The sequence below is a fragment of the Paenibacillus sp. VCA1 genome (assembly GCF_031583795.1).
GTDB lineage: Bacteria > Bacillota > Bacilli > Paenibacillales > Paenibacillaceae > Paenibacillus_AQ > Paenibacillus_AQ albilobatus.
On the sequence record NZ_JAVLSX010000005.1, the window covers coordinates 251,682 to 265,896 of the forward strand.

13 protein-coding genes are annotated in these 14,215 nt (G+C 53.3%); all 13 read left to right on the plus strand.

Going from position 1 to position 14,215, the window contains the following annotated elements; all coding sequences use genetic code 11:
• Window positions 1-14 precede the first annotated feature (14 nt).
• The 13 genes from sucD (at window position 15) to fliI (ending at window position 14,207) form a co-directional block, all read left to right on the plus strand.
• Complete coding sequence (gene sucD / locus RJP21_RS13020; protein ID WP_160037365.1) at window positions 15-944, plus strand: succinate--CoA ligase subunit alpha; 930 nt, start codon at window positions 15-17, stop codon at window positions 942-944.
• A gap of 110 nt (window positions 945-1,054) precedes the next feature.
• Entirely contained in the window at window positions 1,055-2,200 is a 1,146-nt protein-coding gene (gene dprA / locus RJP21_RS13025; RefSeq protein WP_310859650.1) for a DNA-processing protein DprA, read from the plus strand.
• 68 nt (window positions 2,201-2,268) lie between these two features.
• Window positions 2,269-4,365 carry a type I DNA topoisomerase gene (gene topA / locus RJP21_RS13030; RefSeq protein ID WP_310859651.1) on the plus strand — a complete coding sequence of 699 codons (2,097 nt, stop codon included), beginning with the start codon at window positions 2,269-2,271 and terminating at the stop codon, window positions 4,363-4,365.
• A 36-nt stretch (window positions 4,366-4,401) separates the two neighbouring features.
• A complete protein-coding gene (gene trmFO / locus RJP21_RS13035) occupies window positions 4,402-5,748 on the plus strand; it encodes an FADH(2)-oxidizing methylenetetrahydrofolate--tRNA-(uracil(54)-C(5))-methyltransferase TrmFO (RefSeq protein WP_310859652.1) in 1,347 nt (448 codons plus the stop codon).
• A gap of 14 nt (window positions 5,749-5,762) precedes the next feature.
• The gene (hslV, locus tag RJP21_RS13040; RefSeq protein ID WP_310859653.1) at window positions 5,763-6,305 is read left to right on the plus strand and encodes an ATP-dependent protease subunit HslV; all 543 of its coding nucleotides are present in this window, start codon (window positions 5,763-5,765) and stop codon (window positions 6,303-6,305) included.
• A gap of 16 nt (window positions 6,306-6,321) precedes the next feature.
• On the plus strand, window positions 6,322-7,725 hold the full coding sequence (hslU, locus tag RJP21_RS13045; RefSeq protein WP_160037370.1) for an ATP-dependent protease ATPase subunit HslU: 1,404 nt from the start codon (window positions 6,322-6,324) through the stop codon (window positions 7,723-7,725).
• 468 nt (window positions 7,726-8,193) lie between these two features.
• The gene (gene flgB / locus RJP21_RS13050; protein ID WP_160037371.1) at window positions 8,194-8,601 is read left to right on the plus strand and encodes a flagellar basal body rod protein FlgB; all 408 of its coding nucleotides are present in this window, start codon (window positions 8,194-8,196) and stop codon (window positions 8,599-8,601) included.
• A 6-nt stretch (window positions 8,602-8,607) separates the two neighbouring features.
• Window positions 8,608-9,060: a flagellar basal body rod protein FlgC gene (flgC, locus tag RJP21_RS13055; protein ID WP_160037372.1), complete on the plus strand. Its 453-nt coding sequence runs from the start codon at window positions 8,608-8,610 to the stop codon at window positions 9,058-9,060.
• Window positions 9,061-9,097: 37 nt separating this feature from the next.
• On the plus strand, window positions 9,098-9,409 hold the full coding sequence (gene fliE / locus RJP21_RS13060) for a flagellar hook-basal body complex protein FliE (protein ID WP_160037373.1): 312 nt from the start codon (window positions 9,098-9,100) through the stop codon (window positions 9,407-9,409).
• 38 nt (window positions 9,410-9,447) lie between these two features.
• On the plus strand, window positions 9,448-11,028 hold the full coding sequence (gene fliF, locus RJP21_RS13065) for a flagellar basal-body MS-ring/collar protein FliF (RefSeq protein WP_310859654.1): 1,581 nt from the start codon (window positions 9,448-9,450) through the stop codon (window positions 11,026-11,028).
• 15 nt (window positions 11,029-11,043) lie between these two features.
• A complete protein-coding gene (gene fliG, locus RJP21_RS13070; protein WP_160037375.1) occupies window positions 11,044-12,060 on the plus strand; it encodes a flagellar motor switch protein FliG in 1,017 nt (338 codons plus the stop codon).
• Window positions 12,053-12,901 carry a FliH/SctL family protein gene (locus RJP21_RS13075; protein WP_310859655.1) on the plus strand — a complete coding sequence of 283 codons (849 nt, stop codon included), beginning with the start codon at window positions 12,053-12,055 and terminating at the stop codon, window positions 12,899-12,901. Before fliG ends, RJP21_RS13075 begins: the two co-directional genes overlap by 8 nt.
• Window positions 12,888-14,207, plus strand: coding sequence for a flagellar protein export ATPase FliI (gene fliI / locus RJP21_RS13080; RefSeq protein WP_160037377.1), 1,320 nt, complete (start codon window positions 12,888-12,890; stop codon window positions 14,205-14,207). Before RJP21_RS13075 ends, fliI begins: the two co-directional genes overlap by 14 nt.
• Window positions 14,208-14,215: the final 8 nt, after the last annotated feature.

Consider the following 14,215-nt stretch of genomic DNA (forward strand, 5'->3'; position numbering starts at 1 on the left):
GATGTGAACGAATCGTGAGTATTTTGGTCGATAAAAATACAAAAGTGATTACCCAGGGCATCACCGGGAAAACCGCCCTTTTCCATGCAAAAGGAGCCCTTGATTACGGAACTCAAATGGTTGGAGGCACTTCGCCGGGCAAAGGCGGCACAACGGTCGATATCGAGCTGGAAAACGGAACGTCCGTCAGCCTGCCCGTGTTTAATACGGTTGCCGAAGCCAAAGCGGCTACGGGCGCAACGGCGAGCGTTATTTACGTACCGCCGGCATTTGCCGCCGACTCCATCATGGAAGCGGTTGAAGCCGAAATGGATCTCGTGATCTGCATTACGGAAGGCATTCCGGTGCTCGACATGGTTAAAGTCTCCCGTTACATGGAAGGCAAAAAGACCGTCCTGATCGGACCGAACTGCCCTGGCGTCATTACGCCCGGCGAATGCAAAATCGGCATCATGCCGGGATATATCCATACGCCTGGCCATGTAGGCGTCGTATCCCGCAGCGGAACGCTGACGTACGAGGCCGTTCACCAGCTGACGACCCGCGGCATCGGGCAGTCCACGGCCGTAGGCATCGGCGGCGACCCTGTCAAAGGGACGGAATTTATCGACGTGCTGAAACGCTTCAACGAGGATCCGAATACTTACGCGGTGATCATGATCGGCGAAATCGGCGGCACGGCCGAAGAAGAGGCCGCGGAATGGATCCGCGACAACATGACGAAACCTGTCGTCGGCTTCATCGGCGGCGTTACCGCTCCTCCGGGAAAACGCATGGGCCATGCAGGCGCCATCATTTCCGGCGGGAAAGGCACGGCGAAAGAAAAAATCGCCAAGATGGAAGAGTGCGGCATCAAGGTCGCTCCAACGCCTTCCGAAATGGGCTCCACGCTGGTCGACGTTTTGAAGGAACGCGGCCTGCTGGACAAATGCTTGACACACTAATCCGGCATCGGGTTATTATAGATTCAAAGGTAAGCAACCTTTTATTTCTCTCCAGGGGAATAAAAGGTTGCTTTTTTGTTTATAAATTTTGATGTTTGGGGTGATCCGTGATGGATATGCGATGGCTGCTGATCGGTTTGCACGAGTTTAAGGGGCTTGGCAGAAGGAGCATCGCCCGTTTGATGAAGGAAGGCATGCTGACGGAAGAGATGTTCCATTTTAATAGTAAGGATTGGGAAAACTTCGGCTTTTCCGTCGAATTGTCGGAGCGGCTGGCGAACGAATTAACGGTCGATTATGTTCGGCGGAAACAGGAGGAACAGGAACAACAGGAACAACAGGAGCAACAGGAGCAACGATCGGGGACCCGCATCATCACCATTTTGGACGACCATTTTCCGGCGTTGCTGAAGGAAAGCCCCGATCCTCCGCAGGTGCTGTATGCGATGGGGGACGCCAGTCTGCTGCACGTTCCGTCGGTGGCGATGGTTGGGACAAGGGTGCCGACCGCGTACGGGCGGAAAATGGGAGCGGATTTGGCGCAGGGGTTATGTGCCGGCGGGCTGGCGATCGTAAGCGGACTTGCCAGAGGAATCGACAGCATTTGCCACGACGCTGCGTTATTATGCGGAGGAGGAACGATAGCCGTCATGGCGACAGGGGCGGATATCATATATCCCCCGGAAAACAAATCGCTTTTTGCCAAAATTGCCGAAAACGGCCTGGTCGTCACGGAATATCCTCCGGGGACAAGGCCCCATCCCGGATTGTTTCCGCAGCGGAACCGGATCATCGCGGGATTGTCGCTGGGTACGATCGTGGTGGAAGCCGATGAATGGAGCGGGTCGCTTATTACGGCGGATCTGGCGCTGGATGCCGGACGGGACGTGTTTGCCGTGCCCGGCCAGGCGAATTCGCCGAAATGCCGGGGAACGCTCAATCTGATACGCCAGGGAGCCAAAATGGCCTGTTCCGCGGCCGACGTTTTGGAGGAATACGATTCATGGTTGCCAAACGGGCATAAGAATACATACAATAGGGAACGCCAGGCAAAAGAGGCGGCTGAAAGCGCAGCGGGTCATTTGACAACGGATGAGTTGGAACTATACCATATACTGGAGCAGGGGCCGTTCACGCTGGACGAACTGCTGCAGCATAGCCGGTGGGATTTTGGACATTTGCATTCAGTTCTGTTATCTTTAATCATAAAAAAGCAGATTACCCAATTGCCTGGTGCTATATATAAGATGATCTGACAACTTTTAAATTTTGGATCGCATCAAAGCGAACGAATCTTTTGAATGTAGGAGAGGAGGATGAACCGATGGCTGATTCACTGGTGATCGTGGAGTCGCCCGCCAAGGCGAAAACGATCGGCAAATACTTGGGCAACAAATTTATCGTAAAGGCTTCCATGGGCCATGTTCGCGATTTGCCAAAGAGCCAAATCGGGGTTGAAATAGAAAACGAGTTCAATCCGAAATATATTACGATCCGCGGAAAAGGTTCCGTGCTCAAAGAGCTGAAAGACGCCAGCAAAAAGGTTAAAAAGGTTTATCTCGCAGCCGACCCCGATCGCGAAGGGGAAGCGATTGCCTGGCATTTGGCGCATGCGCTTGAGCTGGACGGCAAGGAAAGCTGCCGGGTCGTATTCAACGAAATTACGAAGCAAGCCGTCAAGGACGCGTTCAAAACGCCGCGCAAAATCAACATGGATCTGGTGAACGCCCAGCAGGCAAGGCGGATTTTGGACCGTTTGGTTGGTTACAAGATCAGCCCATTATTATGGAAGAAAGTCAAAAAGGGCTTGTCGGCGGGACGGGTGCAATCGGTTGCCGTCAAAATCATCATCGACCGCGAAAACGAAATCAACGCTTTCGTCCCTGAAGAATACTGGTCCATCACCGCCAAGCTTGCCAAGGGCAGCTCCGTGTTCGAAGCGAAGTTTCATCAGCTTGAAGGGCAAAAGAAGGAGCTTTCGAAGGAAGAGGACGTTCAGGAAGTTCTGAAGGCGATTAAAGGGGCCACCTTCAAGGTGGCGGAAGTCAAGGAGAAGGAGCGCCAGCGGCATCCGTCGCCGCCGTTTACGACAAGCTCCCTTCAGCAGGAGGCTGCCCGCAAGCTGAACTTCCGCGCAGCCAAGACGATGTCCGTCGCCCAGCAGCTGTATGAAGGTGTCGAACTCGGCAAGGAAGGCACCGTCGGTCTGATCACCTACATGCGTACCGACTCGACAAGAATCGCCGCATCCGCGCAGGAGGAAGCAAAAGCCTTCATCGAGGAAAAATTCGGCGGCGATTTCGTTCCGGAATCCCCGCGCGAATATTCGAAAAAAGCGGCGAATGCGCAGGATGCGCACGAAGCGATCCGCCCGACATCGGTGCTGCGCGATCCGGAGTCCGTCAAGGCTTACATGAGCCGCGATCAACTCCGCCTCTACAAGCTGATCTGGGAGCGGTTCGTGGCCAGCCAGATGGCTTCCGCGCTGCTCGATACGCTGTCGGTGGACATTGCGGCCGGTACCGCGGTATTCCGCGCTTCCGGTTCCAAGGTGCGTTTTCCGGGTTTCATGAAGGTATATGTCGAAGGAAACGATGACGGCACCACGGAGGAAGAGAAGTTTTTGCCCGAGCTTGCGCCGGGCGATAAGCTGAAGAAGGAAGAAATCGAGCCGAAGCAGCATTTTACACAGCCTCCGCCGCGGTACACCGAAGCGCGTCTCGTGCGCACGATGGAAGAGCTTGGAATCGGTCGTCCGAGCACGTATGCGCCGACGCTTGAAACAATCCAGAAACGCGGGTACGTGGCGATCGAAGACAAGAAGTTCGTACCGACCGAACTTGGCGAGCTGGTCATCGAACAGATGGAGCAGTTTTTTCCCGAAATTCTGGATGCCGAGTTCACCGCCCATATGGAGGAAGATCTTGACCATGTGGAGGAAGGTTCCGAGGATTGGGTAAAGGTGTTGAAGGAATTTTACGAATCTTTCGAAAAACGCCTCGAGGTCGCCGAAGAAGAAATGAAGGAAATCGAAATCGAAGACGAGGTTTCCGACGAAATTTGCGACAAATGCGGCCGGCCGATGGTATACAAGCTGGGACGGTTCGGCAAGTTTCTGGCCTGCTCGGGATTTCCGGAATGCCGAAACACGAAACCGATCGTCAAGGATATCGGCGTGACCTGTCCCAAATGCAAGGAAGGACACGTCGTGGAACGCCGAAGCAAAAAGGGACGCATCTTTTACGGGTGCGATCGTTATCCGGAATGCGATTTCGTATCCTGGGACCGCCCTTCCAGCGTTCCGTGCCCGAAATGCGGCTCGTGGATGGTGGAGAAACGGAACAAGCAGGGAGCCAAGCTGCAGTGCACCTCCTGCGATCACACCCAGGAGATCGAAGAAAACGAAGAAGAAACAGTCTGACAGCATGTTGTATGCAACTGTAGGAGGTAATGAAAGTTGAATGAAATCAAACAGGTAACCGTCATCGGCGCGGGTCTGGCAGGCAGCGAAGCTGCCTGGCAGATCGCAAGCCGCGGCGTTCCCGTGAAATTATACGAAATGCGTCCGGTCGTAAAAACGCCTGCCCACCATACGGACAAGTTTGCCGAACTGGTGTGCACCAACTCTTTGAGAGCAAACGGCTTAACCAATGCTGTCGGCGTCCTTAAGGAAGAAATGCGGATGCTGGACTCGATCATTTTGAAGTCGGCGGACAAAAACGCGGTTCCGGCCGGAGGCGCCTTAGCGGTCGACCGGGACGGGTTTTCCGGCGACATTACCGACATTCTGCACAACCATCCGCTGATTGAGGTCGTAAACGAAGAAATCCAGCATATACCTGAAGAGGGGATCGTTGTCATTGCGACAGGCCCTTTGACGTCGCCTTCTCTCTCAGCCGAGATCAAAGCGCTCATGGGCGAGGAGTATTTTTATTTTTACGATGCCGCAGCTCCGATCGTCGAAAAAGATTCCATCGATATGAGCAAAGTGTACCTGGCTTCCCGTTACGACAAAGGCGAAGCCGCTTATTTGAACTGCCCGATGACCGAAGAGGAATTCAACGCGTTTTATGACGCGCTGGTTTCGGCCGAGGTCGCGCAGCTGAAGGAATTCGAAAAAGAGATCTATTTCGAGGGCTGCATGCCGATCGAAGTGATGATGAAACGCGGCAAACAGACGGCGCTGTTCGGCCCGATGAAGCCGGTTGGCCTCGTGAACCCTCATACGGGAGAACTTCCGTATGCGGTGGTGCAGCTGCGCCAGGATAATGCGGCAGGGACGCTTTATAACCTGGTAGGCTTCCAGACGCATTTGAAATGGGGCGAGCAGAAGCGCGTGTTTTCCATGATTCCGGGACTCGAAAATGCCGAATTCGTCCGGTACGGCGTCATGCACCGCAACACGTTCATCAATTCCCCGCGCCTGCTTAAGCCTACATATCAGCTTAAGACGAACGAAAACCTGTTTTTCGCCGGGCAAATGACAGGGGTGGAAGGATATGTCGAATCGGCCGCTTCCGGGCTTATAGCGGGCATTAACGCCGCGAGAAAGGCAAAAGGCGAAGAGCTCGTCGTCCTTCCCGAGACCAGTACGATCGGCAGCATGGCCCATTATGTCACGAATGCCGATCCGAAACATTTCCAGCCGATGAATGCGAACTTCGGCTTGCTGCCCGCCCTGGACAAAAAAATCCGCAACAAAAAAGAAAAAAACGAGGCGCTTGCCAATCGGGCGCTCGCCAGCATCGCCGAATTCGTTAAAGAATACGGCGTTTCGAAAGCAGAGGCAGGAAGTATAGAGTAGGAGGCTTGACGGATATGGAGATGTCATTTCACGCAACGACGATTTGCGCCGTGCGCCACAACGGGAATGCCGCCATCGCGGGCGACGGCCAAGTGACGTTCGGCGAAAACATGATCATGAAGCAAACGGCCAAAAAGGTACGCCGGCTCTACAGAGGGCAGGTCGTAGCCGGCTTTGCCGGTTCCGTGGCGGACGCAATTACGCTGTTTGAAAAGTTCGAAAGCAAACTCGAAGAGCACCATGGAAATCTGCAGCGTGCAGCGGTTGAACTTGCCAAAGACTGGAGATCGGACCGCGTGCTCCGCAAGCTCGAAGCGCTTATGATCGTCATGGACAAAAGCAGCATGCTGCTGATCTCCGGCGGCGGCGAAATCATTGAGCCCGACGATGACGTGATCGCGATCGGGTCGGGAGGCAGCTTTGCCTTGTCGGCCGCCCGGGCGTTGAAACGCCATGCCCAGAATCTCGAAGCCAAGGACATCGCGCGCGAGGCGCTGAAAATCGCTTCGGAAATTTGCGTATATACGAATGGAAATATCATCGTGGAAGAGCTGTAAGGACAGGGGGATGAATATGGTTAATCAGAACATGACGCCAAGACAGATTGTCGCCGAATTGGATAAATATATCGTCGGCCAGAAACAGGCCAAAAAATCCGTAGCCGTCGCCCTTCGCAACCGGTATCGCCGCAGTCTTCTTCCCGATGAGGACCGCGATGAGATCGTGCCGAAGAACATTTTGATGATCGGGCCTACAGGCGTAGGCAAAACGGAAATCGCCAGACGTTTGGCCAAACTGGTCAACGCGCCGTTCGTCAAAATCGAAGCGACGAAGTTTACGGAGGTCGGTTACGTCGGCCGCGACGTGGAGTCGATGGTCCGCGATTTAATCGAAACGTCGATCCGGATGGTGAAGGCCGAGCGGACGGAAAAGGTAAAGGACCGCGCGGAGGAGCTTGCGAACGAGCGTATCGTTAAAATTCTCGTTCCACGGATCAACAAAAACAAAAGCCAGCGCAATCCGTTCGAAATGCTGTTCGGAAACGGAAGCCAGGATCCGCAGGAGCAGGAGGAAGACAAGGAACTGGACGGCTCCATCGCGGAGCGCCGGCGCCAGGTCAAATTCAAGCTGCTTTCCGGCAGCATGGAGGACGACCTGATCGAAATCGACGTGGAAGACACGACGCCGACGATGATGGATATGCTGGCAGGCCAGGGCAATGACCAGATGGGAATGAACCTTCAGGAAATGTTCGGCAGTCTGCTGCCGAAGCGGACCAAAAAACGCAAGCTTACGATTAAGGAAGCGCGCAAGGTGCTGATCCAGGAAGAGGCGACCAAGCTGATCGACATGGACGACGTCATCTCCGAGTCGGTATACCGCGCAGAGCAATCCGGCATCATTTTTATCGACGAGATCGACAAGGTGGCCAGCCAAGGCAAAGGATCGGGCCCTGACGTGTCCAGAGAAGGGGTACAGAGGGATATTCTTCCTATTGTCGAAGGTTCTACCGTCATGACCAAATACGGCCCCGTAAAGACCGATTTTATTCTGTTTATCGCGGCCGGCGCTTTTCACATCGCTAAGCCGTCCGATTTGATCCCGGAACTGCAGGGACGTTTCCCGATTCGTGTCGAATTGAACAGTTTGTCGCTGGACGATTTCGTGTCGATTTTGACGGAGCCGAAAAACGCGATCACGAAACAGTACAAGGATTTGCTGAAAACGGAAAACCTCGAAATCGACTTCTCGCCCGAAGCGATCCGCGAGATCGCGAAGATTGCGGCGACGGTGAACGAAAACATGGAAAACATCGGCGCGCGCAGACTCCATACCATTTTGGAGAAGCTGCTTGAGGACCTCTCTTTTGAAGCGCCCGAGCTGACGCTGGAGAAAATGACGATCACGCCGGAATATGTGCGCGAGAAACTCGCAGGAATTGCACAGGACCGCGATCTGAGCCAATATATTTTGTGATTCTGGACTTAAATAACCCGATCGGAAGCCTAAAGGGCATATATTCTGATCGGGTTATTTGGCGTTTTACAGGTCTATTGGTAGCAGATCCGAAAAAATGAAAACTTTTCGAAAATTATAACTTTCGCAAATCGGAAAAATCGGGACTATTTCGCTGTGGTTTTGGCGAAAACTGGCGATACGCAACGGTGTCCTGAACCTCTAATCCCTTATCTGGTGCAGAATTAGAAATATTTTGATGCAAAATAAGAAAAAAGCCCCTCTTTCGTCCCAAAGATAGGGCTTTTTTCTTATTGTAATAAATCCCAATCTCTAAGAAACTTAGGATATACGACAAGTTAGTAATTTTTTCTACTTAAGTCCTAAAAATGTTCTTTATTTTGATTGGTTTTGTCGAAAAAGACAAAATTTAGGGAGGACGAAGTGGAAAATGGTTATACAAGATTTGTAAAAAAAGGGGGACAGAAAATGGATTTGTTGAATAGCAGCAGCTTCCGGCTGATGGAGGCCGGCTTGCGTGCGGCCAACCTAAGGCAGGGCGTTATTTCCAACAACATCGCGAACCAAGAAACGCCGTATTTCAAGCGGTCGGACGTCTCGTTCGAAAATCTGCTGCAGCAGGAAATGAACGAAGCGATGCCCCGGTTGCGCGGAAGGGTAACGGATCCCCGGCATTTTGTCATAGGACCTGCAAATTCGATTCCCGAACCGGTCGTCACCATGGACCAGTCCACCGTGATGAACAACAACCAGAACAACGTCGATGTCGACAGCGAAATGGCGAACATGGCAGCCAACCAAATTCAGTACAATTCTTACATCCAGCAAATCAATGAACAAATCAAAATGATGCGCGTAGCGGTAGAAGGGAGATAGGAATAAATGAATTTGAACAGCGGCTTTGGCATCAGCGCATCAGGTCTGACGGCCCAGCGCCTCAGGATGGATGTCATTTCTTCCAACATTGCCAATGCGGAGACGACCCGGGCATCCGTGGTCAACGGCAAGGCCGTGCCTTATCGCCGGAAAATGGTCGTTCTATCGCCGAACGAGTCGAATTTCGCGAATATGCTTCAAGCGCAAATGAATGGGGATGAGGGTTCGGGGCGCGGCGTGAAGGTTGCCGCGATTCAAGAGGACCAGACCCCTTTTAAGCCTGTCTACAACCCGAGTCATCCGGATGCGGATGCGCAGGGGTATGTCTATATGCCTAACGTTGACCTCACCAAGGAAATGGTGGACCTGATTTCGGCATCGCACGCGTACAATGCGAACGTGACGGCGTTAAACGCCTCGAAAGCGATGGTTATGAAGGCTTTGGAAATAGGTCGATAGTTTCATTCGGATCTAAATTCATAAGGGAGGGACATTGATGATTCAGAACACCATGTTTAACGCACTCAACGTACAACCGCTTAAACTGCAGGAAAGCAGTTCCAGCAGCAAGGATACGCCAGCGGAATCTCTTAGCAAGTTCGGTACATACCTGGAGGATGCCTTAAGCCAAATCGCAGACCAGGAAAAGACGTCCAAGGAAATGAGCACGAAGTTCATGCTCGGGCAAGTGGATGTGGACCAAGTCATGATTTCCTCGGAAAAAGCGCTGCTGAGCCTTCAGCTTGCTTCCCAAGTCCGCAACAAGGTCATCGAGGCCTATCAGGAAATCATGCGTACGCAAATCTAATCGTAAATTGCTAAGATTCGGGTAGGGTGGGTGACGTTGTGAATGAAAGAATCGCCCAATATAAGGACAAAATCGTCCAATATTGGAATCAGTTCAGCAAGAAACAGAAAACCATTTTTATTTCAACGCTCGCATTAATCATCATTGCGATCGTGGTGCTGACCGTTCAGCTTTCCAAAACGGAATACGAGGTCGCCTTCAAGGATTTGAACGCAAGCGACTCCGCGGGCATCATGAATTATCTGGACACGAACAACATTCCGTACAAGCTCGGTCCGGACGGAAAAACGATCTCGGTCCCAAGCGCGCAAGCCGCCCGCATCAAAGTGGACGTCGGGTCCCAAGGAATTATCCAAAACGGGTCCATCGGATTCCGCGCATTCGACAATTCTTCCTCGATCGGAACGACGGACAGCGAATTTAACGTGAAGTACAACAATGCCTTAAACGGCGAGGTTGAGCAGCTTCTCAAGCAAATGAACGGAATCGCCCAGGCAAAGGTGCTCGTCACTCTGCCGAAGGAAAGCGTCTTTGCAGGAATGGACGAACAGGAAAAAGGTAATGCATCCGTCGTACTAACCTTCAAGCCGGGATACCATCCGAATCAGGCGACGATCGACGGATACTTCAATCTCGTCAAAACGGCGGTGCCGAACCTTCCGATCGAAAACATCACGATGATGGAAGGCGAAGGCAATGCGGAGCTCCTCCCGTCATCCCGTGGCGGACAAGGAACGCTGAGCAGTTCGGTGGAAGAAAACTTCGCGCTGCAAAAGAAATTCGAAAACGAAGTGCGCCAAAACGTCAAGCAATTCCTGGGCCAATTCATGGGTCCTAACAAAGTCGACGTGCTGGTTGTATCGAAATTGAACTTCGACAAAGTTCAGAGCAAAGAGAACCTGGTAACGCCGGTCGATGCCGAAAACATGAAGGGCATTGAAATCAGCGTGCAGGAAATATCGAAAAACTATACGGGCAAAAGCAATCCCGAAGGTGGCGTAGCAGGTACCGGACAAACGCAAGTACCGACCTATCCGGGAGGTTCGACATCAGGCGACGTTACTTCGGAGGATCTGTCCAAAACGATCAACTACGAAGTGAACCGTATAACGAGGGATATCGTATCCAGCCCATATACCGTTAAAGATTTAACCATTAATGTGGCCGTTGAACCGCCTACGGGACAAAAAACGGTGGATCAGCAAACGAAAGATGCCATTCAAAACATTTTGGTAAACATCGTAAGGGCATCCCTTGCGGATTCGGGCTCTACATATACAGACGCAGATCTGGCCAAAAAAGTTTCGGTTTATTCGCAACCTTTTGGAGAAGAACAAACCCAAACGAAAGGGCTGCAGCTTTCCAAAGGAGTTCTGTGGGGCATCGGTCTCGCCGCGCTTGCTTTGCTTGCGGGAGGTGCGTTCCTCATTTACCGCCGCCGCAAACAAAACGAAGAACTGGAAGAGGATCTTCCGCTGCCGGCTCCGACAGAGTTTCCGTCCATCAGTTTGGAGAGCGTGACGAACGAAAGCCAAGTGCGGAAGCAGCTTGAAACGCTGGCCAAGAAAAAGCCGGAGGAATTTGTCAATCTGCTGCGCACATGGCTCGCTGACGAATAGAGGTAGGTGAATCCATTGGTAAAACCAAACAGCCAGGGGCTGAGCGGGAGGCAAAAAGCGGCGATCCTGCTCATCACCCTGGGACCGGAAGTTTCCGCTCAAATCTTCAAGCATTTGCGGGATGAAGAAATCGAGCAGTTAACCTTAGAGATTGCGAACGTACGTAAAGTGGACAGCGTGGAAAAAGACATGATCCTGTCGGAGTTCCACCAAATCTGTCTCGCTCAGGAATATATATCCCAAGGCGGCATCAACTACGCCAAGGAAATTTTGGAGAAGGCGCTTGGACCGCAAAAAGCGATCGAGGTCATCAACCGCCTGACGGCGACGCTGCAGGTCAGACCTTTCGACTTTGCGCGCAAAGCGGATCCAAACCAGATTTTGAACTTCATTCAAAACGAAAACGCGCAAACCATCGCCCTTGTCCTGTCGTATTTGCAGTTTGAGCAAGCGGCTTCCATCTTGTCTTCGCTGCCGCAGGAAAAGCAAGCCGATGTGGCGAGACGGATCGCGGTCATGGACAGCACGTCGCCTGAAGTCATTTCCCAGGTCGAACGGGTTCTCGAGCAGAAGCTCTCCGCTACGGTCACGCAGGATTACACGAATGCCGGCGGCATCGAGTCGATCGTTCAAATCCTGAACGGCGTCGACCGCGGCACGGAACGGACGATCCTCGATTCGCTCGAAATCCAGGATCCGGAGCTGGCCGAAGAGATCAAAAAACGGATGTTCGTGTTCGAGGATATCGTCAACGTGGACAACCGCTCCATTCAGCGGATCATCCGCGACGTCGAAAATTCCGACCTGCAGCTGGCCCTCAAAGTGGCGAGCGAAGAAGTGCGGGACGTCATTTTCCGCAACATGTCCAAACGGATGGCCGAGACCTTCAAGGAAGAAATGGAATACATGGGTCCGGTGCGGCTGCGTGACGTCGAAGAAGCGCAGACGCGCATCGTAGGCACGATCCGCAGACTGGAAGAAGCCGGAGAGATCATCATCGCTCGCGGCGGAGGGGATGACATTATTGTCTAATCTGATTAAATCTTCCCAATACGTGCCGGTCGAGCAGCTGAAAAGATTGGATTTGGGCCACCGCTACGTGCCGCAAGCGGAAGCCGCCGCCTCCGAAGAAAGGCCGCCGGAAGAAATCCGGAAAATCGAGGCGGACGAAGAAGCGAAACGCCTCAGCAAGGAGATGCTCGAGGATGCGCGCGAGTTTGCGGAACGGCAGCTGCGCGAAGCTTCCGAAGAGGCTGAACGCATGCTGGCGGAAGCCGGCGAGCAAATCGACGGCTGGTGGCAGGAGCGGAGGCTTCAGGACGAGCATTTGGTCGAAGCGTTGAAATCCGAAGGTTATGACACGGGTTACCGTGAAGGCTCGGAGAAGGCGCTCGCCGATTTGCGGGACCAAATCGCCCGAATGATGGAGGAGGCCCAGACGGTATTAAAGCAGGCTTATTTAATGAAGGAGCAGATTATCCAGGAAGCCGAGCCGTTTCTGGTCGAACTGAGCTGCGCCATTGCCGAGAAGGTGATCGACAAGCAGCTGACGGTTGAACCGGATTACGTGCTCGACCTGATCAAAAATAGCTTGTCCCGCAAGCGGGAACAAGGCATCATCACGCTTTGCGTGGCGCCGAAACATTTTGCGTTCGTGCAGGCGGCGAGGGAAGAACTGGCGGCCGCGATCGACTCCCAGGCCGAGCTGCAAATTTTGCCGGATTCAACGGTCCGGGACCAAGGCTGCGTCATTCGTTCCTCGTTCGGCAGCATCGACGCCAGAATCGACACGCAGCTTACCGAAATCAAAAAAGAACTGATCCGGATCGCGTTGGATGATGAGGAGCGGAGTAACCGGGATGAAGATGCTTAACAGCGAACGATACATGGAACATCTGCGAAACGTCGACCCCGTGCGAATTAACGGCAAAGTCACCCAAGTGATCGGGCTGATGGTAGAGTCCGAAGGGCCGGACGCAAGCGTCGGGGACGTCTGCTACATATACCCGACGAAAAGCGCCAAGCCGCTGCAAGCTGAAGTCGTCGGCTTCCGGGACAACAAGGTGCTGCTGATGCCGCTCGGGGAGCTCCATTCCATCGGACCGGGCTGCGACGTTGTGGGGACAGGCAAACCGCTTAGCGTTCAAGTCGGCTCCGAGCTGCTTGGCAAAGTGCTGGACGGACTTGGCCAGCCTCTCGATGGATCGCTGATCCCGACGCGGATGCCGTATAGTTCCACTTACAATGAACCGTCGAATCCGTTAAACCGTCCCAGGGTCAAAGATCCGATCAGCATCGGAGTCCGGGCCATCGACGGCCTTCTGACGATCGGCAAAGGACAAAGGGTCGGCATTTTTGCGGGTTCCGGCGTCGGCAAAAGCACCTTGATGGGCATGATCGCCCGCAACACGTCGGCCGACGTCAACGTGATCGCATTGATCGGCGAACGGGGACGCGAGGTGCTGGACTTTATCGAGAGGGACCTGGGGCCTGAAGGGCTTCAGCGTTCGGTCGTCGTGGTGGCTACGTCGGATCAGCCGGCGCTGGTACGAATCAAAGGAGCGTTGATCGCCACGACGATTGCAGAATATTTCCGCGACCGGGGCATGAACGTCATGCTCATGATGGACTCGGTGACCCGCTACGCGATGGCCCAGCGCGAAGTAGGGCTTGCCGTCGGCGAACCGCCGGCCATGAGGGGTTATACGCCGTCCGTATTCGCCAGCTTGCCGAAACTGCTGGAGCGTGCCGGGACCGGCCCGGTCGGTTCGATTACCGCGTTTTACACCGTTTTGGTCGACGGCGACGACATGAACGAACCGATTGCCGATGCGGTGCGGGGGATTTTGGACGGGCACATCGTGTTGAACCGAAACATCGCCAACAAAGGGCATTTTCCGGCCATCGACGTGCTAGCGAGCATCAGCCGGGTGATGAAGGACATCGCGCCAAAGGAGCAGATCGAAGCGGCGGACAATTTGAAACGGCTGATGGCCGTGTACAAGGACTCCGAGGATTTGATCAACATCGGCGCCTACCAAAGGGGCTCCAACGAACAAATTGACGAGTCGATCGACTACATTCAGCAGATTTGGGATTTTACGAAACAAAAGGTGGACGAAAAAGTAACGCTCGAGCAGGTGCAGGAGCGTTTGATTTCCGAATTTTCGAGGAGTTGACCTTAAGG

Excerpts from the sequence above, each read along its gene's own strand:
- dprA (WP_310859650.1), top strand. The coding sequence starts at position 1,055 with ATGGATATGCGATGGCTGCTGATCGGTTTGCACGAGTTTAAGGGGCTT.
- topA (WP_310859651.1), top strand. The coding sequence starts at position 2,269 with ATGGCTGATTCACTGGTGATCGTGGAGTCGCCCGCCAAGGCGAAAACG.
- hslV (WP_310859653.1), top strand. The coding sequence starts at position 5,763 with ATGGAGATGTCATTTCACGCAACGACGATTTGCGCCGTGCGCCACAAC.
- hslU (WP_160037370.1), top strand. The coding sequence starts at position 6,322 with ATGGTTAATCAGAACATGACGCCAAGACAGATTGTCGCCGAATTGGAT.
- flgB (WP_160037371.1), top strand. The coding sequence starts at position 8,194 with ATGGATTTGTTGAATAGCAGCAGCTTCCGGCTGATGGAGGCCGGCTTG.
- flgC (WP_160037372.1), top strand. The coding sequence starts at position 8,608 with ATGAATTTGAACAGCGGCTTTGGCATCAGCGCATCAGGTCTGACGGCC.
- fliE (WP_160037373.1), top strand. The coding sequence starts at position 9,098 with ATGATTCAGAACACCATGTTTAACGCACTCAACGTACAACCGCTTAAA.
- fliI (WP_160037377.1), top strand. The coding sequence starts at position 12,888 with ATGAAGATGCTTAACAGCGAACGATACATGGAACATCTGCGAAACGTC.